This is a genomic window from Pseudonocardia sp. ICBG601, assembly GCF_020496245.1.
In genome coordinates this window covers 3,282,272-3,303,265 of sequence record NZ_JAHLJA010000148.1, presented here as the reverse complement: position 1 = coordinate 3,303,265, position 20,994 = coordinate 3,282,272, and the positions used below count along the sequence as shown (strand labels likewise).

Genomic DNA, 20,994 nt, shown 5'->3' with positions numbered 1-20,994 from the left:
CATGACCGCTCCGGACACCGCGCTGGTGCGACGGCTGCGGGCGCACGCCGCGCAGTACCACTCGGCGCACCCGTTCCACGTCCGCATGAACGACGGCACCCTCACCCCGGACCAGATCCGCGGCTGGGTCGCGAACCGGTTCGCCTACCAGGAGGCCATCCCGGTCAAGGACGCGGCCATCCTGTCGAACTGCCCCGACGTCGGGGTACGCAGGCGGTGGATCCGCCGGATCCTTGATCATGACGGGGTCCACGACGGGCAGGAACCGGGCAGCGGGAACTCCGGACAGGGGGGCATCGAGGCGTGGCTGCGGCTCGGCGAGGCGTGCGGGCTGAGCCGGTCGGAGATCACCGACCACCGGCACGTCCAGCCCGGGGTGCGGTTCGCCGTCGACGCCTACGTCGGCTTCGCCCGCACGAGGCCGTGGGTCGAGGCAGTCGCGTCGTCGCTGACCGAGCTGTTCGCCCCGGACCTGATGGCCGAGCGGCTGGCGGCGTTCGAGAAGTACTACACCTGGATCGACCCGGACGGGCTCCAGTACTTCCGCAACCGGCTGTTCCAGGCCCCGCGGGACTCCGAGCACGCACTGGAGGTCGTCGTCGCGCACTGCCGCACCCCCGCCGAGCAGGACGCCGCCGAGGCCGCGCTGTCGTTCAAGTGCGACGTGCTCTGGGCGATCATGGATGCGATCGACCATGCCTACGCGTGACGGGTCGACCGCCGCCGGCGCCGCGCGGGTCCCGGCGCCGCGACGCGGTGAGCGGGCCGCCCGCACACCCGCGGTCACCGGGAACTCCCGGCCCCGGCTGGGCCGGCACGTGCGGATGCGACCGGACCGCCCGACCGGCGGCTGGGTGCTGCTCGGGCCGGAGACCGTCGTCGTGCTGAACCGGACCGGGCACGCGGTGCTGCGCCTGTGCGACGGCGAGCGCACCGTCGACGACATCGTCGCCGCGCTGGTCGCGGACTTCGACGAGGCCGACGCGCTGGTCGTCGGCGACCAGGTGCGCGACTACCTGGCCCGGCTCGTCGCCCGGAACCTGGTGGCGCTCGGATGAGCGCCCCGCGCCCGTTCGGGCTGCTCGCCGAGCTCACCTACCGCTGCCCGCTGGCGTGCGCCTACTGCTCGAACCCGATCGAGCTGGCCCACTACGACGACGAGCTGTCCACCGCCGACTGGCAGCGCGTGTTCGGCGAGGCCGCCGCCATGGGCGTGCTGCAGTGCCACCTGTCCGGCGGGGAGCCGCTGCTGCGCCGGGACCTGCCCGAGCTGGTCCGCACCGCCTGCGACCTGGGCATGTACACCAACCTCGTGACCAGCGCGATCGGGCTGTCCCGGCCGCGGGCCGAGGCGCTGCGCGCGGCCGGGCTGGACCACGTGCAGGTCAGCGTGCAGGCCGACGAGCCCGCCACCTCCGACCGGATCGCCGGGATCCGCTCGTTCGACAAGAAGCTGGAGGCGTGCCGGCTGGTCCGTGAGCTGGGCTGGCCGCTGACGGTGAACGTGGTGCTGCACCGGCATAACATCGAGCGGATCGGCGCGATCGTCGACCTCGTGGAGCGCCTCGGCGCCGACCGGGTGGAGCTCGCCAACACCCAGTACTACGGCTGGGCCTGGCGCAACCGGTCGTCGCTGCTCCCGACCCGCGAGCAGCTCGACCGGGCCGAGGGGGTCGTCACCGCCGCCCGGGCACGCCTCGCCGGGTCGATGGAGGTCGTGCACGTGCTGCCCGACTACTACTCCCGCTACCCCAAGCCGTGCATGGGCGGCTGGGCGCAGCGCCAGCTCACCGTCGCCCCGAACGGCGACGCGCTGCCCTGCCCCGCCGCCCAGACCCTGCCGCTGCCGCGGGCCTCGGTCCGCGACACCGGCCTGGACGAGATCTGGACCTCGGCGCCGCTGTTCACCGCCTACCGCGGCGAGGACTGGATGCAGGAGCCGTGCCGGACCTGCGACCGTCGCGAGGTCGACCTGGGCGGGTGCCGCTGCCAGGCGTTCCAGCTCACCGGCGACGCCGCGGCCACCGACCCGGTGTGCCACCTGTCGCCCGAGCACGGGCTCGTCGAGGACGTGGTGTCCGAGGCGAACCGGCCGGCGCGGGTGGACCTGGAGCTGGCGCCCCGGCCGCACCGCTGAGGCCGGAGCGGCAGCGGGCCGCGCCGGGTCAGCGCAGGTGCGTGGCGTCCCAGAAGCGGTAGGGCCGGTCCGAGGGGTCGACGACCGCGTCGTCGACCTCCGGTCCGGCGGCGATCAGCCGGCGCAGGTAGTCCCCCACGCCGGTCCCGACCACGCGGCGCTCGTCCTCGTCCGGACCGGCGACGACGATCTGCCCGACGGCGCCACCGGGCTCCGGGACGGTGTCGACGACCAGGGCGTTCCCGCCGCCGTCGACGGCCAGCGGCCACCAGCCCGCGTCCCAGTAGTGGGCCAGCACCGGGTCGCCGGGGCGCACGGTCACGTGGTCGTGCCCCATGTCGGCGACGACGTCGAGCCAGCCGCGGTACTCCCGCGTCGCCTCGGCCAGGGGCACGAAGCGGTAGGTCGCGGGGAACAGGCTCGTCGCGACCTCCGGGTGCGGGCCGGGGGCGCGCGGGTGGTCGGCCAGCTGGCCGTCGGCGAGCGCGTAGAGCGCCCGCAGCGCGGCCGGGAACTCCCGGCCGAACACCGCCTCGGCCTCGGCCACCGCGCCGGGCTCCGCGGGCGCGCGGAGGTTGGACGAGGCCGGGATCCCGGCCCGTTCCAGCACGTCGAGCCAGCGGGGCCAGTCGGTCGCGACGCCGTCGTCGGGAGCGCCGCCGGAGAGGTCACGGTCACCGGTCACGGTGTGCAGCCTGCCACGACGGGCGGGCCCGGGACGCACCCGCCGGTGGGTTCTGGCAGGGTCGTCGCGCACCCCCGGCCCGCCCCCGCGGGCCGTCCCCGTCCGTGAGGAGCACGTCCGTGTCCGCACCGCAGAAGCCCGCCGTCGAGATCGTCGACGGCCCGCTGCCCACCGACCTCGTGACCGAGGACCTGACCGTCGGCGACGGCCCGGAGGCCAAGCCCGGTGACACCGTCGCCGTGCACTACGTCGGGGTCTCGCAGTCCACCGGCCGCGAGTTCGACAACTCCTACGACCGCGGCCAGCCGCTGCAGTTCGGCCTCGGCGCCGGCCAGGTCATCTCCGGCTGGGACAACGGCGTCGCCGGGATGAAGGTCGGCGGCCGCCGCCGGCTCGTGATCCCGCCGCACCTGGGCTACGGCGCCCGCGGCGCGGGCGGCGTCATCGCCCCGAACGAGACCCTGATCTTCGTCTGCGACCTGGTGGGCGTGCGCTGACCGCGCTCCTGCTGATCTCCGACACCCACCACCCGAGCCGCGGGGCCGCCCACTCCGGTGGGCTCCCCGGGCCGGTGTGGGAGGCCGTCGACGCGGCCGACGTCGTCGTGCACGCCGGTGACTGGTGCTCGGTGGAGCTGCTCGACCGGGTCGAGGGCCGCGCGGCCCGGCTGCTCGCCTGCTGGGGCAACAACGACGGCGACGAGCTGCGCGCCCGGCTGCCGGAGACGGCCCGGGCGACCCTCGACGGGGTCCGGGTCGCGGTGACCCACGAGACCGGCCCGAAGCAGGGCCGCGAACGCCGGGCGCTCGCCGCGCACCCCGGCACCGACCTGCTGGTGTTCGGGCACTCGCACATCCCGTGGGACTCCGCGGCGGACGGGCTGCGTCTGCTCAACCCGGGGTCGCCGACCGACCGGCGCCGGATGCCGACCCACACCTGGATGACGCTGACCCTGCACGACGGCCGGATCGACGACGTCGTGCTGCACCACCTCTGACGCCGGTCAGCCGTCGTCGTCATCGTCGTCGGGCTGCTGTTGCTGCTGGCCCGGCGCCTGGTCCTGCGGGGCCGGGGCGGCCGGGGCCTGCCGGTCGTCGTCGTCCACCCGGGTGGCCGACGGCGGGCCGCCCGCCGGGGCGTCGTCGTCGTCGCGGGCGCCCTCGCCCGTGCCGAACACGAGCACCAGGCCGACCAGCGCGGCCACGACGACGAGCGCCGCGGCCATCCGGTCCTTCGTGAGCATCGGGTCTCCCTGCGGGTGCTCAGTCGTCGACGGGGACGCCGCCGAAGACGGTCAGGCTGATGACGAAGTAGGCGACGTAGAGCGCGAGCAGCACCACGCCGTGCCAGCGGCGGATCCGCCCGGTGCCCAGGAACACCGCGGAGAGCACGGTGAGCCCGAGCAGCACCGGCAGGTGCCAGACCAGGGCCGTCGGGTCGACCACGATCGCCCCGCCGACCAGCAGGATCACGCCGAGCTTGCCGGTCACCGAGAACACGACGCTGCCGAGCACGTTCGCGACGGCGATCTCGGGCGCGCCGCGCCGGGCCGGCTCGACGGTGATCAGGATGTCCTCGAGGGACAGCGCGAGCGTCGCGATGGTGACCCCGAAGACCGTCCCGCTGATCGCCCAGGTCTCGAGGATGCCCTCGGTGCCCTGCCCGGCGATGAGCGCGCCGACGACCAGCCCGATCAGCGCGATGACGGCGAACAGGATGGTCCGCCCGGGCGGCTGGGCGCGGGCCTTGAGGAAGCCGTCGTCGACGCGCAGGTCCTCGGGCAGCCGGAACCCGGGGCTGCCGGCCGCCGCGTCGGTCCGCGGCGGGCCGCTCGGCGCGACCGTCGCCGTCGTGCTCCCGCCCGCGGCGACCCCGGCCTTCTCCAGCTGCTCGTAGACCTCGGCGTTGCGCCAGACGGGCCGCCGGGCGGAGTACTCGCGGTAGGCGATCCAGCCGACGAAGGCGACGAACAGCAGGATCAGCACGACGCCGGTCCCGGCGGTGAGCAGCCCGCCGAGCGCGAGCAGGAACATCACCACCGGGGCGGCGACGTAGAGCGCGAGGTAGTCGCGCGGGACCTCGACCCGGGTCGGCGCGATGATCGCGGCGAGCGCGAGCACGATGCCGGTCAGCGCGATCGTGGTGCCGATGACGGTGCCGAGCGCGACGTCGCTGAGATCCTCCATGTTCAGCACGACCCCGAACGCGAGGTCGTCGAACTCGATCCCGGTGAAGACGACGGCGATCAGGAACAGCGAGATCGCCCAGCGACTCGCCACCCCGACCAGATAGCCGATGAGCTTCTCCGCGCTGTAGACCAGCACGGCGACGCCCAGGACGAACTCGATCACCGGGATCATGCGTCAGCCCCTCGCTACGACGCCAGGATCACCCGATAGTGAACTGGACCACGTGACGAAGCAACACTTGACAATCACCGGGCTGGACGTTTCGCCTGGTCACAGGCGCGGCGCGCCGGGCGGGGCGGATCCGACACGGCCCCCGCCCCGGTGTCCGATGCGGATCCGAGGAGCCGGGGCTCAGTCGCGCGGGGGCGCGCTCACCCGGTGGTCGGCCTGCTCGTCCTGGGCCTCGATCTGCGCGGCCTCTTCCTTGGTGCGGGCCAGCGGCGGCGCGGTGATCCCGCTGCCCTGCTCGGCCAGCTCCGGCTTCATCCGGACCGCGATGAGGCTGACGATCGTGGTGAGCGCGAGGACGCCGACGATGACGCCGAGCGAGAGTCCGATCCCGACCTCGGGGACCGGGACCGGCTGCCCGCCGTTGATGAAAGGCAGCTCGTTCTCGTGCAGGGCGTGCAGAGCGAGCTTGACGCCGATGAAGGCGAGCAGCACCGCGAGGCCGTAGGAGAGGAAGACCAGCTTGTTGAGCAGCCCGCCGAGCAGGAAGTAGAGCTGGCGCAGCCCCATCAGCGCGAACGCGTTCGCGGTGAAGACGAGGTAGGGCTCCTGGGTGAGGCCGAAGATCGCCGGGATCGAGTCCAGGGCGAACATGATGTCGGTGACACCGATGGCGATCATCACGATCAGCATCGGGGTCAGCCAGCGCTTGCCGTCGATCTTCACGGTGGTCTTGGCGCCGTGGTAGTCGTCGGTGACCGGGAAGGCCTTGCGGACCCACTGCAGGACCCGGCCCTCCTTCCACTCCTCGTCGTCGCCGCCGGCGGCCTGCTTGACCAGCGAGACGGCGGTGTAGATGAGGAACGCGGCGAAGAGGAAGAACACCCAGCTGAAGCGGTCGATGACCGCCGCGCCCGCGGCGATGAAGATGCTCCGCATGATCAGCGCGATCACGATGCCGACCAGCAGCACCCGGTGCTGGTGGAGGACCGGCACCTTGAACGCGGACATGATGATGAGGAAGACGAACAGGTTGTCGACCGACAACGAGTACTCGGTCAGGTAGCCGGCGAAGAACTCGCCGGCGTAGGTGCCCCCGGAGAAGAACCAGACCCCGCAGCCGAACGCGACGGCCAGCGCCACGTAGAAGACGACCCAGCGGGTGACCTCGCCCAGGGTCACGGCGTGCGGCTTGTGGTCGTTGAGCCACAGGTCCGCGCCGATCACCAGCACGAATCCGACGATGGTGACCAACCAGACCCACAGGGGTACGTTCACGGAGTTCCTCCAGACCAGGGCAGCAAGAGACAGCCCGAGGTCTCTCCCGCCACGGCAGCCCGTTCCTGCGGCTGCCGAGCGTGGCCGGTGGTGCCGGGTCCGCTCGCGAACCACGCTCGCGACGACACCGTGCTGACGACACCACCGCGGTAGGGATACTCCCCTGCGGTAGGTGAAGTGTCCTCCCCGGTCCGTTGCATGGCGAGTCGGGGTGACCCAGGGCACCCGGTCGGGGCCGGAAGTCGTCCGTTGTGTCCGGTTCAGCGGAGCGCGCGACGGCTGAGCCGGACCATGTCGATCTCCTCGCCGAGGTCGGTGATCGCATGCACGACGAGACGGGAGTCGGTGCCGCCGGAACCGGGGACCACCGAGCAGCGCAGGTAGGCGTAGCCGAGGTAGCGCGTCCGCGACCAGGTGACGGTCTCGGCCTGCTTCTGGTCGTCGGGACCGGCCAGGAAGCTCGTGACCGGCGCCTGCCCGGTCTCGTGGCCGCGGAAGCTGTCGGTCTCGCCGGGCTGCCAGCGGTAGCGGGGCCGTCCGCCGGAGCCGACGCAGACGTAGGTGGTGCCGTCGGTCTCCGGGTGGACGGTGGAGCGGTCCGGCGCCGGGCGGGTGGGGCGGCCGTCGCGGATGGGGTCGGTGCGCTCGTACTGGTGGTTGTGGCCCTGCACGCACAGGTCGACCCGGTAGCGGTCGCACAGCGGCGCCAGCGCCCGTCGCACCCCGGCGTCGGAGGCGTGCGAGCCCGAGGTGGCGAACGCGCAGTGGTGGAAGAACAGCACGATCCACTCGATGTCCGGGTCGGCGCGCCAGCCGGCCAGGGTCCGCTCCAGCCAGGTCAGCTGGGTGCCGCCGGAGTAGCCGGCGTTGGTCGGGATCTCGGTGGAGAGGTCGTTGGCGTCCACGCTGACGACCCCGACGGTGCCGTGGGTGAACGCGTACACCGAGGGGCAGCCGCGGGGGCCGGTCCCGGGCAGCGCGAGCCGGGCGGCGTGACCGGCGTAGCCGTGCGCGGGGCCGTCGGCCCGGTTCAGGTCGTAGAGCGCCTCCATGTCGTGGTTGCCGGTGGCGAACATCCACGGGGTCGACGCAGCCGAGCGTTCGATCGCGGCGAAGTAGGTGCTCCAGACGGTGGGGTCGAAGCTGTCGTGGGCCTCGTCGTCCTGCGGGGCGCCGTTGCGGACGGGCCTGCCGGCGCCGGAGGGGTCGGCGTAGCAGATGTCGCCGGCGAGCAGGTGGAACGCGGGTGCCTCCGCGGCGACGAGCGCGGTCAGCGCCTCCGCGGGCGCCGGGCTGCGGTGGGTGTCGTCGGGCTTGTAGTGGTTCGGCTCCCCACCGGTGCTCACGCCCTGGTCGGCGAAGGCGGTGAAGGTGAACCGGTGCCGGGTGCCGCGGGGTGCGGCCGTGCGGAAGGTGCTGGTGGCGGTGGTCGTCGTGGTGCCGCCGGGGCCCTCGATGCGGAACCGGTAGACGTAGCGGCTGCCGGGGGCGAGGCCGTCGGCGCGGGCGTGGGCGAACCACTGGCGGGTGCCGCGGATGCCGCCGTCGGCCTGCGGGACCAGGCTCTCCAGCGGGCGGACCTGCACCGGGAGGGTGAGCCCGAACCCGGAGTCGGTGCCGACGTCGACGACCATCCGGCCGGGCGGCGGGGCCGCGGTCAGCTCCCCGGAGAACGACATCGAGCGGGCCGGGTCGGGCCCGTAGGCCAGGTGCCGTCCGACGACGGTGACCGGCGCGGGTGCGGCGGCCGCGGCCACCCCGCGCGCCCAGGGCGACCCGGACGCCGCGAGCGTCGCCAGGACGCCGGCGCCGCCGCGCAGCGCGGTGCGCCGGCTGACGGGGTGGCGTCGCAGGAACGCGGCGAGCCAGTCCTGCTGGTCGGCGATCGTCATGTCGACGGCGAGTGCCCGCGGGACACCGACGCCGGGGGTCTCTCCGGTGGGGTTCACACTCACACCCGGTGACGGTGCCGGGCCGCGGCTTCCGGTCGGCGTTGCACGGCGGAACGTCAGGTGAACGCCCGGCGTCACCCGGGGGTCGCGCGCCGTTGGTGCGGCTTTCATCCCGGGTGCCCGGTTCCCGGGGCCGGTGCCGCTTCCCGCGCCGGAACGGTGCCGGGCCGCGGGCGTGGCGGGACGCACCCGCCACCCGGCGACGCGGTCGCGGCGATCTGCGTAGTTTCGATGACGTGCACGTGCTCCCCCGGACCCGGTGGGTCCGTACCCCGATCGTGGCGGCGACGGTCGCCGCCCTGGTGCTGGCGTTCGCCCCGGCCGCGTCGGCCGCACCCGGCGTCCCGGTCGCCGCGCCGGCGCCCGCCGCGGCGGCGGCCGACGACGGCGGCGCGATCGCCGTGACCGAGGAGAAGGTCGCCGTCCCGGCCGGCCCCGGGCAGCCGGGCACGATCGACCTGGACACCTCGCTCTACATCCCCGCCTCGGCGACCGCGGCCTCCCCCGCACCCGCGGTGCTGGTGGCGCACGGCTTCGGCGGCAGCAAGGCCTCGGTCGACTCCGACGCCCGCGAGCTCGCCGCCCGCGGCTACGTGGTGCAGACCTGGACCGCGCGCGGTTTCGGCGCCTCCGGTGGCTCGATCGGGCTGGACGACCCCGACCGCGAGGTCGCCGACGCGTCGCGGCTGGTGGACCGCCTCGCCGCACGCGCCGACGTGCAGCGCGACGCCGACGGCGACCCCCGCGTCGGGGTGACCGGCGGGTCCTACGGCGGTGGCCTCGCCCTGCTGCTGGCCGGGTACGACCGGCGGATCGACGCGATCGCGCCGGTGATCACCTGGAACGACCTGGGCCAGGCGCTGTTCCCGAACAACGCCGTCCCGGCCGGTGCGACGCCGCCGGGCACGCCCGCGGCCGGTGCGGGCGCCGGCGACGGGGTGTTCAAGAGCGGCTGGGCCGGGGTGTTCTTCGGCTCCGGTGGCCGGGTGCCCGCGGGCGGGGACTCCCCGGCGGGGGCCGCCGCCGGCTCCTCCGGGGGCCTCGGCGGCTCCGGTTCCGGCGGCGGGGGCGGGTTCGGCTCGTCCTCGGGCGGCTCGTCCTCCTCCTCCTCCTCCTCCTCCGACGGCACCGGCACCGGAACCGGAACCGGAACCGGAACCGCGGGCGCGTCCGGGCCGGACGGCGCCGGCGGCGCCGCGGGACCGGGCACCGCGGCCGGTCCGGAAGGCGCCACCGCGCCCGGCGCGGCCACCGGCCGGACGCCGGACGCGTCGCGGCCGGCGTCGGACCCGATCTGCGGACGCTTCGCCCGCGACGTCTGCGCCGCCTACGGCGAGGCCGCCCGCACCGGCCGCGTCTCCCCGGAGCTGGCCGAGCTGCTCCGCCGCTCCTCCCCCGCGACCGTCACCGACCGGATCACCGCGCCGACGCTGCTGGTCCAGGGCGAGCAGGACACCCTGTTCGGCCTCGACCAGGCCGACGCGAACGCCCGCCAGATCGCCGCGAACGGCACCCCGGTGTCGGTGCTGTGGTTCGCGGGCGGCCACGACGGCGGCGGCCCCGACTCCGAGGTCCGCGCCCGCATCGCCGACTGGTTCGACCAGCACCTGCGGGGCCTGCCCGCGGCGCAGGGCACCACCGGCGGCCTCGCCGAGGCCCCCTTCGCCTACCAGGTCCGCAGCACCGTCCGCACCCGTGGCGACACCCCCACCGGCCGGACCGTCCTCGCCGACGCCTACCCCGGCCTGACCGCGGGCTCCGGCCCCGCCCCGACGACCGCACTGCCCCTCGAGGGCGGCGAGCAGACCGTCGTCCACCCGCCGGGCGGGAACCCCTCGGCGCTCACGTCGCTGCCCGGCCTCGGCTCGGCGCTCGGGTCGCTGGGCTCGCTCGGCGGCCTGTCCGGCCTGACGACACCGGGCCAGTCCGCCCGGTTCCTCACCGCACCCGTCGCCGACGCGATGCAGCCCTCCGGGGCGCCGCGGGTGACGGTGCGCGTCGCGCGGGTCGCCGGGCAACCCGCCCCGGACACCGCGGTGCTGTTCGCGTCGCTCACCACGCTCACCCCCGACGGTCGCAGCACGCTGCTGGGCAACGCCGTCGCACCGCTGCGGATCGCCGTCCCCGCCGACGGCTCCCCCGCCGAGGCGACGGTGACGCTGCCCGGAGTCGTCGCACCGGTGCAGGCGGGCAGCCGCCTGCTGGTGCAGCTGTCGACGACCGACCAGGGCTACGACTCCGGCGCCGACCCGGCCGTGTGGCGGGTCGGGCTCGCCGGGGACACCGCGCTGTCGGTGCCCCAGGTCCCCGGCCGCACCGAGTCGGCGGGGACCGTTCCGCTGTGGCCGGTGCTCGGGATCGCCGCGGTGCTGGCCGCGGCGCTCCTGGTGTGGCTGGTGGCGCGGCTGCGGTCGCGCCGGACCGAGCCCTCCGACGACGACGTGCCCGACGACGCTCCGCCGCTGGTCGTCGGCGGGCTGGCCAAGACCTACCGCAACGGGTTCGCCGCGGTGTCCGACGTGTCGTTCACCGTGCCGCGCGGCGCGGTGCTCGGCCTGCTCGGCCCGAACGGCGCCGGCAAGACGACCGTCCTGCGCATGCTCATGGGCCTGATCGCGCCCACCGCCGGGACGATGACGGCGTTCGGCCGCCCCATCCGCCCCGGCGCGGCGGTGCTGTCCCGGATCGGCGCGTTCGTCGAGGGCCCGGGGTTCCTGCCGCACCTGTCGGGCGCGGAGAACCTGCGGCTCTACTGGGAGGCCACCGGCCGCCCGCCGGAGCAGGCGCGGATGGAGGAGACGCTGGAGATCGCCGGGCTCGGCGACTCGGTGCACCGCCGCGTCGGCACCTACTCCCAGGGCATGCGGCAGCGCCTCGCGATCGCGCAGGCGATGCTGGGCCTGCCCGAGCTGCTCATCCTCGACGAGCCCACCAACGGGCTCGACCCGCCCCAGATCCACGCGATGCGCGAGCTGCTGCGCCGCTACGCCGCGGGCGGCCGGACCGTGCTCGTGTCCAGCCACCTGCTGTCGGAGGTGGAGCAGACCTGCTCGGAGGTCGTGGTCATGCACCGCGGCACGGTCGTCGCCGCGGGGACGGTCGCCGAGCTGATGGCGGCCGGGGGCGGCTCGTCGTTCACCGTGGACGACACCGGCCGGGCCGAGGCCGTGCTGGCCGCCCTCGACGGCGTCACCGACGTCGTCACCGGGGACCAGCCGGGCGTCGTGCACGCCCACCTCGACGGCACCGCCCGCGCCGACGCCGTCGCCGCGCTGGTGTCCGGCGGGGTCGCGGTCAGCGCGGCCGGGCCGCGCGGACGGCTGGAGGACGCGTTCCTGGAACTGGTGGGCCCCGAGGGGCGCGACGTCGGAGGTACCTCGTGAGTGACGACCGTCAGCTCTCGACCCGCCGCGGGCACGTCGGCGACCTCGTGACCGGCCGGGCCGCGCCGCCCGCCGTCCCGGGACGGACGATGCCGCTGCGCACCGAGCTGGTCCGCCAGCTCCAGCGCCGTCGCACCCAGGTCGCGTTCGCGCTGGTCGTGGCGATGCCGATCATCCTGTGGGCCGCGTTCTCCCTCGGCGACGACGAGCCCGGCGCCCGTGGCCCGAGCCTGGTCGACCTGGCGTCGGGCAGCGCCGCGAACTTCGCGGTGTTCACGCTGTTCGCCTCGGCGAGCTTCCTGCTGGTGGTGCTGGTCGCGCTGTTCTTCGGGGACACGGTGGCCTCGGAGGCGTCGTGGTCGTCGCTGCGCTACCTGCTGGCCGTCCCGGTGCCGCGGGCGCGGCTGCTGCGGCAGAAGGCCGTCGTCGCGGGGGTGCTGTCGATGGCGGCGCTGCTGCTGCTCCCGGTCGCGTCGCTGGTGGTGGGGGCGATCGCCTACGGCACCGGGGACCTGGTCTCGCCGATCGGGGAGTCGCTGCCGTTCTGGAGCGCGGCCGGGCGGGTGATGCTCGGCGCGCTGTACGTGACCGTGCAGCTGAGCTGGGTGGCCGGTCTGGCGCTGCTGCTGTCGGTGAGCACCGACGCCCCGCTGGGCGCGGTCGGCGGCGCGGTGATGGCCTCGATCGTCTCCCAGATCATCGACCAGATCGAAGACCTGGGGATCATCCGGGACTTCCTCCCGACCCACTACGGCGACGCCTGGTCGGCGCTGCTGGCGACCGACGTCGACTGGTCGGACATGACCTACGGGACGTTCTCCGCGGTCTGCTACGCCACCGCGTTCCTGGGGCTCGCGGCGTGGCGGTTCCGCACCAAGGACATCACCAGCTGACCGCGGTGCCGGGCCACCCGCGCGGCCCGGCACCCCGGTGGGCCCTCAGACCATGACCACCCCGCCGTCGATCATGACGGCCTGGCCGGTCATGTAGTCGGAGTCCGGGCCGGCGAGGTAGGAGACGAAGGCGGCGACGTCGTCGGCGGTCTGCACCCGGCCCAGCGGGATCCCGGCCGCGTACTGCTTCAGCGTCTCGCCCTTCCCCGCGCCGCTGCGGGCGCCCATCTGCTCGTCGATCAGGTCCCACATGTCGGTGCCGACGATCCCCGGGCAGTACGCGTTCACGGTGATCCGGTGCGGCGCCAGCTCCTTGGCCGCGGCCTGGGTGAGGGCGCGGACGGCGAACTTGGTCGCCGAGTAGTGCCCGAGGAGGTCGAAGCCCTGGTGCCCGGCGATCGACGCGGCACTGACGATCTTGCCGCCGGTCCCCCGGTCGATCATCACGCGGGCGGCGGCCTGCAGGCAGTAGACGACGCCGAACACGTTGACGTCGAAGATGGTGCGCAGGTCGTCGGGGGTCACCTCGAGCAGCGGCTTGACCTGCGCGATACCGGCGTTCGCGACCATCACGTCCAGACCGCCGAGCTCCTCGGCGACCTGGCCGACCATCGCGGTGACCGCGTCGGGGTCGGTGACGTCGGCCGGGTAGGCCACCGCGGTCCCGCCGGCCGCGCGGATCTCCTCGGCGACGGCGGTGGCGCCGTGGGCGTCCCGGTCGTTGATGGCGACGGCGTGCCCGTCGCGTGACAGGCGCAGGGCGATGCCCCGCCCGATCCCGCGTCCGGCTCCGGTGACCACGGCGACACCCATGTCGGCCTCCCAGTTCGCTCGCGCGGGCCGCCGGGGGCGGCGTCCCTGCCGCGGCGGGACGTTCCCGCGGACCCCAGTCCAGCCGGTGACGCGGGTCACGGACAGCGTTGCAGGCGGGTTGCAGCGGCGGGGGCGCTCAGTCGCGGCGCAGGGCGGCCACGCCCGGCGCGGTCGACTCGCGCACGACTCGGCTGCCCGCCAGCCCCGTCAGGTCCAGCTCGACCTCGGGGGCGATCCGGTAGGGGCGGGCCAGCAGGATCCCGCCCAGGTTCCGGCGCAGCCGCGACATCTCGGCGCGGACGGTGACCAGGTGCGCCCGGTCGCCGTAGAGCCCCTGGGACAGCGTGGCCGCGTCCAGCCCGCTCGCCCCGGCCCGGGCGAGCAGCACCAGGACCTCGGCGTGCCGGGTCGACAACGGGTGCACCCAGCGGGTCGTGCCCTCGATGACGGCCTGCGGCGGACGGCCGTCCAGGTCCAGGCGCAGCCGCATCCGCCTGCTCCCGCCGGATGCCGGGCGCAGCAGCCAGCCGCCGGGCACCGGCTCGGGCAGGCACGGCCCCAGCCCGTGCACGGCGATCAGGCGCTCCGGCACCGGTGCGGCGACCCGTTCGACGCCGGGTAACCCGGACGCGGCGGCGACCCAGCCGTGGTCGTCGACGACCAGGCCCGGCCCGGTGTCGCCGGCGAGCATCGGGGCGCCGATGGTGCGCAGCGCGTCGAGGCGGGCCTCGTGGCGCTGCCACAGCCCGGCCTCGGCGAGCCGCACCGCGGTGTCGACGAGCGCGACGGTCGTCGGGTGGATGGTCTCGGCGGGCCCGGACAGGTCGACGACGCCGAGCAGCTCACCGCTGCGCGGGTCGTGCACGGGGGCCGCGGTGCAGGTCCAGCCGTGGTGGCTGCGCACGAAGTGCTCGGCGGAGAAGATCTGCACCGGCCCGCCCTCGGCGAGCGCGGTCCCGATCGCGTTGGTGCCGACCGACTGCTCGGACCACTCCGCGCCCTCGGTGAACCCGAGCGCGTCGGCGCGGCGGCGGACGGCGGTCGAGCCCTCCCGCCACAGCAGGACCCCGTCGGCGTCGCAGACGACCATCACGTGCCGGGCGTCCTCGGCGACCGAGGTCAGCGCGGCCCGCAGCGCGGGCAGCACCGGGACCAGCGGTGACGTCGCGCGGCGCTGCTCGACGACGGCGGCGTCCAGCGGGCCGGGCGGCTCACCGGCGTCGGGGTCCACGCCCTGGGCCCGGACCCGGTCCCAGGAGCGGGTGACCAGCCGGCGTCCGCGCGCCGTGTCGTCGGGGCGGGCGTCGCCGGACAGCACCGCGTCGTGCAGCCGGGACAGCATGCGGGCGTGCCGACCGAGGTCGGTCCCCGGGCGGACGGCGCACACGCCTGCCCGGTTCCGGTCGTCGTCGACTGGCTCCACCGGCACCTCCGGCTCCCACAGTAGGCGGGTGTCCGTGACGCGCGCCATAGTCGCGGGCGGTCGTGCCCGGGCGGGCCCCGCCGGAGGGTCAGGAGCCGACGCGGTGCCGTTCGGGGTGCGGGGCCCGCGGACCGCCGGGACGGCCCGGGCCCCGGGTGACGTACCAGCAGCCCAGTCCGAGGGTCAGCGCGGCGGGGATGACGTAGCTGGCCCCGAGGAACTGCTCCCAGAGGCTCCACTTCATCTCGACGCCCCACACGTTGGGCATCCAGCGGAACGGCGCGATGTAGAAGATCGCGGCGATCACCGCGCCGACCGCGGCCCACCCGGCGCTGCGGTACCGCAGGGCGTGCGCACCGATCCCGATCAGCGCGGGCACGACCCACACCCAGTGGTGCGACCAGGCGGTCGGGGTCGCCATCAGCACGACGGCGGCCGTCGCCGACATCGCGATCACCGGCTCGGAGCGGCGGATGACCGGCACGGCCAGCGCCAGCAGGACGGCGACGATGCCCAGCCACAGGATGTGGAACCAGGGGTCGGGGACCTCCTGGCGGGCGAGCACGGCCTGCACGGTCTCGTTCGAGAAGAACGTCGAGCCGCTCACCCCGGCCGCCGGTCCCCCGACGAACCAGTACCGCACCGAGGAGTCGAGGTCGACCACGAACCCGAGACCGGTCGCGAGGATGCCGGTGACGACGGCGACGCCCGCCGCCTTCCAGTCCCGCCGCACCAGGAAGTACAGGACGAACCCGCCCGGGGTCAGCTTGATCGCCGCGGCCAGGCCGAGCAGCAGCCCGCGCGGCCACCAGGTCCGCGGGGCGAGCAGGTCGACCAGCACGAGCAGCATCAGCACGAGGTTGATCTGGCCGAAGGCGAAGGTCTGCGCGACCGGCTCCATGAGCAGCACCGCGGCCAGCACCGGCACGCCCAGCACGAACGGGGCCCGCAGCCCGCCCGCGGGCCACGCGACCCGGATGGTCAGCGCGATGCAGACCGCCAGCGACAGCACCGACGCGACGAACTGGGCGGTGAACGCGACGGCGTAGGGCACCACGGTCAGCGGCACCATCGTGATGGCGGCGAAGGTCGGGTAGATGAAGGGCAGCTCGGGCCCGTGCAGGGGCAGCGGGAGCCGCCCGTACATGTCCCCGCCGTCCAGCCAGACCTGCACGCCGATCCGGTAGACGTCGAGGTCGAGCGCGTAGTCGCGCAGCCGGACCCAGGACCAGTACAGCGCCGCGGCCAGCAGCGGCACGGTGACCACGAGCGTCCAGGGCGTGAGCGCCGCCGTCCGCAGCCGTCCGACGAGGACCGGGGCGGCCCCGCCGCGAGCGGCGGGCACGTCGGGGTCGTGCGGGGTGCGGGTGACGGTCACGCGGGCTCCTCCGTGTGCGGCCGGGCCGGACGGGTACGGGCCGCGCGACGGGCGGAGCCCGGCGGCCGCTTGGGGACGACGGTGGACCACGGTAGCGGGGCGCGACCCCGCGCCCCGCCGCGGGACCCGCCTACGACACCCCGGCCGCGTCCATCCCCCGCAGCTCCTTCTTGAGGTCGGCGATCTCGTCGCGGAGCCGGGCCGCCAGCTCGAACTGGAGGTCCCGTGCGGCGGTGAGCATCTGGTCGTTCATCTGCTGGATGAGGTCGGCCAGCTCGGCACGCGGCATGCCCGCCGTGTCCTTCGCCGCCACCCCGGAGCTGCCGGCCGGGGCGGGGGCGCGCCCCTTCTCCCCCGCGGCCCGCTTGCCGCGCGAGGCGTTGCGGCCCGACCCGCCGACCGGGACGGCCTCGGTGTCCTCGGCCTCGCGGTAGACCTGGTCGAGGATGTCGGCGATCCGCTTGCGCAGCGGCTGCGGGTCGATGCCGCGCTCGGTGTTGTAGGCGACCTGCTTGGCGCGGCGGCGGTCGGTCTCGTCGATCGCGTACTGCATCGAGTCGGTGATCCGGTCGGCGTACATGTGCACCTGGCCGGAGACGTTGCGCGCCGCGCGGCCGATGGTCTGGATCAGCGAGGTGCCGGACCGGAGGAAGCCCTCCTTGTCTGCGTCGAGGATCGCCACCAGCGACACCTCGGGCAGGTCGAGGCCCTCACGGAGCAGGTTGATGCCGACCAGCACGTCGTACTCGCCGGACCGCAGCTGGCGCAGCAGCTCCACCCGGCGCAGGGTGTCGACCTCGGAGTGCAGGTACCGGACCTTGATCCCGAGCTCGAGCAGGTAGTCGGTGAGATCCTCGGCCATCTTCTTGGTCAGCGTGGTGACCAGGACCCGCTCGTCCTTGTCGGTCCGCTCCCGGATCTCGGCGACCAGGTCGTCGATCTGGCCCTTGGTCGGCTTCACGACGACCTCGGGGTCGACCAGGCCGGTGGGGCGGATGACCTGCTCGACGAACTCGCCGCCGGTGCGGTTGAGCTCGTAGGGACCCGGGGTCGCGGACAGGTAGACGGTCTGGCCGATCCGGTCCGCGAACTCCTCCCAGGTCAGCGGCCGGTTGTCGACCGCGGAGGGGAGGCGGAAGCCGTACTCGACGAGGTTGCGCTTGCGGGACATGTCGCCCTCGTACATGCCGCCGATCTGCGGCACGGTCACGTGCGACTCGTCGATGACCAGCAGGAAGTCGTCCGGGAAGTAGTCGATCAGGGTGGCCGGTGCCGTGCCGGCGCCGCGGCCGTCGATGTGGCGCGAGTAGTTCTCGATGCCCGAGCAGAACCCGACCTGGCGGATCATCTCGATGTCGTACTGGGTCCGCATCCGCAGCCGCTGGGCCTCCAGCAGCTTGCCCTGGTTCTCCAGCTGCGCGAGGCGCTCCTCCAGCTCGGCCTCGATGGCGCGCACGGCGCGCTCCATCGCCTCCGGGCCCGCGACGTAGTGCGTCGCCGGGAAGACCTTGATCTCGTCGACCTGCTCGACCTCCTCCCCCGTCAGCGGGTTGAGGTAGTAGAGCGCCTCGATCTCGTCGCCGAAGAACTCGATCCGCAGCGCCAGCTCCTGGTAGGCGGGGATGATCTCGACGGTGTCACCGCGGACCCGGAACGTGCCGCGGGTGAAGGACATGTCGTTGCGGGTGTACTGCACGTCGACCAGCAGCCGCAGCAGCCGGTCCCGTTCGACCTCCTCGCCGACCCGCAGCGAGACGGACCGGTCGAGGTAGGACTGCGGGGTACCGAGGCCGTAGATGCACGACACCGAGGCGACCACGACGACGTCGCGCCGGGACAGCAGGTTCATCGTCGCCGAGTGCCGCAGCCGCTCGACGTCGTCGTTGATCGAGCTGTCCTTCTCGATGTAGGTGTCGGTCTGCGCGATGTAGGCCTCGGGCTGGTAGTAGTCGTAGTACGAGACGAAGTACTCGACCGCGTTGTTCGGGAGCATCTCCCGCAGCTCGTTCGCCAGCTGCGCGGCCAGGGTCTTGTTCGGTGCCATCACCAGCGTCGGACGCTGCTGCTGCTCGATCAGCCACGCGGTGGTGGCCGACTTGCCGGTACCGGTGGCGCCCAGCAGGACGACGTCCTCCTCGCCGGCACGCAGCCGCCGGTCCAGCTCGGCGATCGCGGTCGGCTGGTCACCGGCCGGGACGTGCTCGCTGACCACGCGGAACGGGGCCGTGCTGCGCTCGACCGCACCCACCGGGCGGTGCTCGGAGTGCGCGCGCGGGGTGTCCGTCGGGGTGGTGCCCGCGTCCGGGTGTGCAGCGTCCTCCCGGGCACGGGAGTCCGCCGCGCTGCCCGGGACCTCGGTCGCGAATGCCATGACACCAGGGTACGAGCGACCCCCGACACTTTCCCGCCGTGCGCCCCCGCCGGGACGGCCGGACCGGCAGGATGGGCGACCGTGCACCCGCCCAAGACGCAGACCTTCGACCCCGAGCGGGGCGTCCAGGTCGACACCAAGGGGACCCACCGCGAGATCGCCACGCTGCGCGAGGAGACCTGGGGGCTGTACCTGTCCCGGCCCGTCGTCGCCCGGCCGAACGCCTGGTGGATCGAGACCTGGGTGCTCCCGGAGCTGGGCGTGTGCCTGTCGGACTGGCGGTGGCGGCCGGGGCACGAACGCGACCAGGACGTGTACGTCGACGTCGCCGCGATCACCCGCGAGGGCAGGCGGCTGCACATGACCGACCTCTACCTGGACCTCGTGGTCCGCCGCGGCCGCGGGACCGACGTCATCGACGTCGACGAGTTCGTCGCCGCCGTGGCACAGGGGCTGGTCGGGACCGACCTGGCCGAGTACGCCCTGGAGCGGTCGCACGCCGTGCTCGACGGGCTGGTCCGCCACGACCACGACCACGTGGCCTGGCTGGCGTCCCTGGGGATCGACCTGGGGCCGCGGGACCGGCCGGAGGACGCTCCGGACTGACCGGCGCCACCGACCCGCGACGGCGGCCGGTCCGCGCGGCGCGTCCGGGGCACCGACCGGCCGTGGCGGGTGGGTCGGGGCACCGGCCGGCCGTGGCGGGGCCGGCCCGGGTGGGTCAGAGCGCGGAGGACTGCGCCGGGCCGAGGCCGACGGCGCTGGTCGAGGTCTCCGGCGTCGTGGTCCCGGTGGTGGTCGTCGGGTCGGGCGAGGTGGTGGTCGGCGCGGCCGAGTTCGTCGTCGTCGGGACCGGGGAGGTCGTCGTCGGCTCCGGGGTGCCCTCGTCGGTCGGCTTGGGCGTCGAGGTCGGCGGAGTCGTCGTGACCGGCGGAGGCGTGGTCGTCACCGGCGGCTTCGTCGTGGTCGGCGGCGGAGGCGTCGTCGGCTCGGGCGAGCCCTCGTCGGTCGGCTGCGGCTGCGTCGTGTGCGGCGGCGGGGTCGGCTGACCGCCACCGGTGGGCGGCGGCGGGAGCACGGGCGCGCCGGGGGTGCCGGGCGCGGGGGCCGGACCGGGCGCGGGCGCGGCGTGCGAGCCGCCACCACCGGGCAGCGCGCCACCGTGGGTCGCCGCGACGGTCGGGTCGAACGCCGGCGGGAGGCTGCCGTCACCGGTGGCCGCACCGCCCGTGTCACCGGCCTCGACCGGCTCGGGGGTGGGGCCGCTCTCCTGCGGCGCGGCGATGGCGAAGGGCGGCCCGACGAAGCTCCCGTCGGGCGCGGCCGCGGTCGCGACGGCGGTGATCCCGCCCAGCGACCCGACGGTGAGCACCGCCGCGGCCGCGGCCGAGGTGGCCCGGCGCGCACCGGCGGCGCGGGAGATCACGTCGTCGACGGCCGGCAGCGGCACCGCCGCGGCCAGGACGTCGTCGAGCCGGTGGAACTCCCGGTCGATGTCGGCGAACCCGTTCATACCCGTCCCCCCTCGGTGGCGGGTGGGTACCCGCCACGCAGGTCGTACTGCGGCGCCCCGTGACCCGGCGGCGGTCCCCCGACCGCGCCACCCGCCGGTCCGATGATCTCCTCCAGCACCTCGGCCATGCCCTCGGTCACGACCTCGCGACCGCGGACGAGCCGGCGCCGCACCTCGTGCTCGGTGACCCGCTCGAGCTCGGCGACCGCGCCGGTCGACAGGCCGGCCATGTGGTGCAGCACCACGGCCCGGCGGTCGACGGGTGCGAGCCGCCCGAGTGCCTCCAGGAGCGCCCCGGTGCGCGGGTCGGTCTCCTCCGGCGACGGCCTGCGACGGCGGCGCAGGATCCGCCCCCGCATCGACGTGCGGATCGCGACCCGCCGGACCCAGCCGACGGCCGCGTCCTCGTGGTCCGGGCCCGCGGGCTCGGCGCGCAGCGCGGCCCAGCGCCGCCAGGCACGCGAGTAGGCGTCCTGCACCGCGTCGTGCGCGTCGTGCGGGTTGAGCGTGATCGCGTAGAGCTGCGCGACCAGGCGCGGGTAGTGCGTCTCGAGGTGTGCGCCGAAGTCCGCACGGAGCTCACCGTGCGGGAGCGTGCGGTGCTGCTGGACGACGGCGCCGCTGATCGGCGGGGCCTCGTACTCGGCGCCGGTCCACGCGTCGTGGTCGATCGCGCCCTGCTCGGCCGGCTCCGGCGCACCGCCGTACTCGTCCGTGTGGGGGAACGCGGGCGCGCGCTCGGGCTCGGCGAACTCGCCGTCCGCCCCGAAACGCTGGGCCACTGTGCTCAACCCCGTGTCCTCTCGTCGCC

The 20,994-nt window shown here is 74.7% G+C and carries 19 protein-coding genes; 8 read left to right on the top strand and 11 right to left on the bottom strand.

Features of this window, described 5'->3' with window-relative positions:
* Position 1: 1 nt before the first annotated feature.
* Genes pqqC through pqqE form a run of 3 tightly spaced genes read left to right on the top strand, consistent with a single transcriptional unit; the run spans position 2 to position 2,137 of the window.
* Positions 2 to 709, top strand: a complete 708-nt coding sequence (pqqC, locus tag KPL57_RS45115) for a pyrroloquinoline-quinone synthase PqqC (protein ID WP_226356490.1) — start codon at positions 2 to 4, stop codon at positions 707 to 709.
* Positions 696 to 1,058, top strand: coding sequence for a pyrroloquinoline quinone biosynthesis peptide chaperone PqqD (gene pqqD, locus KPL57_RS45110; RefSeq protein ID WP_226356489.1), 363 nt, complete (start codon positions 696 to 698; stop codon positions 1,056 to 1,058). The genes pqqC and pqqD overlap by 14 nt, the downstream gene beginning before the upstream one ends.
* Positions 1,055 to 2,137: a pyrroloquinoline quinone biosynthesis protein PqqE gene (pqqE, locus tag KPL57_RS45105; protein WP_226356488.1), complete on the top strand. Its 1,083-nt coding sequence runs from the start codon at positions 1,055 to 1,057 to the stop codon at positions 2,135 to 2,137. Before pqqD ends, pqqE begins: the two co-directional genes overlap by 4 nt.
* 28 nt (positions 2,138 to 2,165) lie before the next feature.
* Here the strand turns inward: pqqE and KPL57_RS45100 are convergent, their stop codons facing one another.
* Positions 2,166 to 2,822 carry an SMI1/KNR4 family protein gene (locus tag KPL57_RS45100; protein ID WP_226356487.1) on the bottom strand — a complete coding sequence of 219 codons (657 nt, stop codon included), beginning with the start codon at positions 2,820 to 2,822 and terminating at the stop codon, positions 2,166 to 2,168.
* 119 nt (positions 2,823 to 2,941) lie between these two features.
* On the opposite strand from KPL57_RS45100, the gene KPL57_RS45095 reads away from it, so the two are divergent.
* Both KPL57_RS45095 and KPL57_RS45090 read left to right on the top strand, forming a co-directional pair.
* Entirely contained in the window at positions 2,942 to 3,319 is a 378-nt protein-coding gene (locus KPL57_RS45095) for an FKBP-type peptidyl-prolyl cis-trans isomerase (RefSeq protein ID WP_226356486.1), read from the top strand.
* Positions 3,316 to 3,819 (top strand): metallophosphoesterase, encoded by a 504-nt coding sequence (locus KPL57_RS45090; protein WP_226356720.1) that lies wholly within the window; start codon positions 3,316 to 3,318, stop codon positions 3,817 to 3,819. The genes KPL57_RS45095 and KPL57_RS45090 overlap by 4 nt, the downstream gene beginning before the upstream one ends.
* Before the next feature lie 6 nt (positions 3,820 to 3,825).
* Here KPL57_RS45090 and KPL57_RS45085 read toward each other — a convergent pair whose 3' ends face one another.
* The 4 genes from KPL57_RS45085 to KPL57_RS45070 all read right to left on the bottom strand — a co-directional run bounded on the left by KPL57_RS45085 (position 3,826) and on the right by KPL57_RS45070 (position 8,406).
* On the bottom strand, positions 3,826 to 4,065 hold the full coding sequence (locus KPL57_RS45085) for a hypothetical protein (RefSeq protein WP_226356485.1): 240 nt from the start codon (positions 4,063 to 4,065) through the stop codon (positions 3,826 to 3,828).
* A gap of 19 nt (positions 4,066 to 4,084) precedes the next feature.
* Complete coding sequence (locus KPL57_RS45080; protein ID WP_226356484.1) at positions 4,085 to 5,182, bottom strand: sodium:calcium antiporter; 1,098 nt, start codon at positions 5,180 to 5,182, stop codon at positions 4,085 to 4,087.
* 180 nt (positions 5,183 to 5,362) lie between these two features.
* Positions 5,363 to 6,457 carry a TerC family protein gene (locus KPL57_RS45075; protein WP_226356483.1) on the bottom strand — a complete coding sequence of 365 codons (1,095 nt, stop codon included), beginning with the start codon at positions 6,455 to 6,457 and terminating at the stop codon, positions 5,363 to 5,365.
* 260 nt (positions 6,458 to 6,717) lie between these two features.
* Positions 6,718 to 8,406 carry a metallophosphoesterase gene (locus KPL57_RS45070; protein ID WP_226356482.1) on the bottom strand — a complete coding sequence of 563 codons (1,689 nt, stop codon included), beginning with the start codon at positions 8,404 to 8,406 and terminating at the stop codon, positions 6,718 to 6,720.
* Positions 8,407 to 8,645: 239 nt separating this feature from the next.
* On the opposite strand from KPL57_RS45070, the gene KPL57_RS45065 reads away from it, so the two are divergent.
* Positions 8,646 to 11,792 (top strand): alpha/beta fold hydrolase, encoded by a 3,147-nt coding sequence (locus tag KPL57_RS45065; protein WP_226356481.1) that lies wholly within the window; start codon positions 8,646 to 8,648, stop codon positions 11,790 to 11,792.
* Positions 11,789 to 12,685, top strand: coding sequence for an ABC transporter permease (locus KPL57_RS45060; RefSeq protein ID WP_226356480.1), 897 nt, complete (start codon positions 11,789 to 11,791; stop codon positions 12,683 to 12,685). The genes KPL57_RS45065 and KPL57_RS45060 overlap by 4 nt, the downstream gene beginning before the upstream one ends.
* Before the next feature lie 45 nt (positions 12,686 to 12,730).
* On the opposite strand, the gene KPL57_RS45055 is transcribed toward KPL57_RS45060, so the two are convergent.
* From KPL57_RS45055 to uvrB, 4 genes are all read right to left on the bottom strand, one after another.
* A complete protein-coding gene (locus KPL57_RS45055; protein WP_226356479.1) occupies positions 12,731 to 13,498 on the bottom strand; it encodes an acetoin reductase in 768 nt (255 codons plus the stop codon).
* Positions 13,499 to 13,634: 136 nt separating this feature from the next.
* Complete coding sequence (locus KPL57_RS45050; RefSeq protein ID WP_255655657.1) at positions 13,635 to 14,840, bottom strand: GAF domain-containing protein; 1,206 nt, start codon at positions 14,838 to 14,840, stop codon at positions 13,635 to 13,637.
* A 169-nt stretch (positions 14,841 to 15,009) separates the two neighbouring features.
* Positions 15,010 to 16,299, bottom strand: coding sequence for a glycosyltransferase 87 family protein (locus tag KPL57_RS45045; RefSeq protein ID WP_226356477.1), 1,290 nt, complete (start codon positions 16,297 to 16,299; stop codon positions 15,010 to 15,012).
* A gap of 130 nt (positions 16,300 to 16,429) precedes the next feature.
* On the bottom strand, positions 16,430 to 18,670 hold the full coding sequence (gene uvrB, locus KPL57_RS45040; protein ID WP_226356476.1) for an excinuclease ABC subunit UvrB: 2,241 nt from the start codon (positions 18,668 to 18,670) through the stop codon (positions 16,430 to 16,432).
* An 81-nt stretch (positions 18,671 to 18,751) separates the two neighbouring features.
* Here uvrB and KPL57_RS45035 point away from each other — a divergent pair, with 81 nt between their 5' ends.
* On the top strand, positions 18,752 to 19,276 hold the full coding sequence (locus KPL57_RS45035) for a DUF402 domain-containing protein (RefSeq protein WP_226356475.1): 525 nt from the start codon (positions 18,752 to 18,754) through the stop codon (positions 19,274 to 19,276).
* Positions 19,277 to 19,391: 115 nt separating this feature from the next.
* On the opposite strand, the gene KPL57_RS45030 is transcribed toward KPL57_RS45035, so the two are convergent.
* Together KPL57_RS45030 and KPL57_RS45025 are read right to left on the bottom strand one after the other, a co-directional pair.
* Positions 19,392 to 20,183 carry a hypothetical protein gene (locus tag KPL57_RS45030; protein WP_226356474.1) on the bottom strand — a complete coding sequence of 264 codons (792 nt, stop codon included), beginning with the start codon at positions 20,181 to 20,183 and terminating at the stop codon, positions 19,392 to 19,394.
* Entirely contained in the window at positions 20,180 to 20,965 is a 786-nt protein-coding gene (locus KPL57_RS45025) for an RNA polymerase sigma factor (protein WP_226356719.1), read from the bottom strand. Before KPL57_RS45025 ends, KPL57_RS45030 begins: the two co-directional genes overlap by 4 nt.
* Positions 20,966 to 20,994 lie beyond the last annotated feature (29 nt).

What these genes read in the sequence shown, in the direction of transcription:
- pqqC (WP_226356490.1), top strand. Translation starts at nt 2, where the DNA reads ATGACCGCTCCGGACACCGCGCTGGTGCGACGGCTGCGGGCGCACGCC.
- pqqD (WP_226356489.1), top strand. Translation starts at nt 696, where the DNA reads ATGCCTACGCGTGACGGGTCGACCGCCGCCGGCGCCGCGCGGGTCCCG.
- pqqE (WP_226356488.1), top strand. Translation starts at nt 1,055, where the DNA reads ATGAGCGCCCCGCGCCCGTTCGGGCTGCTCGCCGAGCTCACCTACCGC.
- KPL57_RS45085 (WP_226356485.1), bottom strand. Translation starts at nt 4,065, where the DNA reads ATGCTCACGAAGGACCGGATGGCCGCGGCGCTCGTCGTCGTGGCCGCG.
- KPL57_RS45080 (WP_226356484.1), bottom strand. Translation starts at nt 5,182, where the DNA reads ATGATCCCGGTGATCGAGTTCGTCCTGGGCGTCGCCGTGCTGGTCTAC.
- KPL57_RS45055 (WP_226356479.1), bottom strand. Translation starts at nt 13,498, where the DNA reads ATGGGTGTCGCCGTGGTCACCGGAGCCGGACGCGGGATCGGGCGGGGC.
- KPL57_RS45050 (WP_255655657.1), bottom strand. Translation starts at nt 14,840, where the DNA reads ATGCTGTCCCGGCTGCACGACGCGGTGCTGTCCGGCGACGCCCGCCCC.
- uvrB (WP_226356476.1), bottom strand. Translation starts at nt 18,670, where the DNA reads ATGGCATTCGCGACCGAGGTCCCGGGCAGCGCGGCGGACTCCCGTGCC.
- KPL57_RS45030 (WP_226356474.1), bottom strand. Translation starts at nt 20,183, where the DNA reads ATGAACGGGTTCGCCGACATCGACCGGGAGTTCCACCGGCTCGACGAC.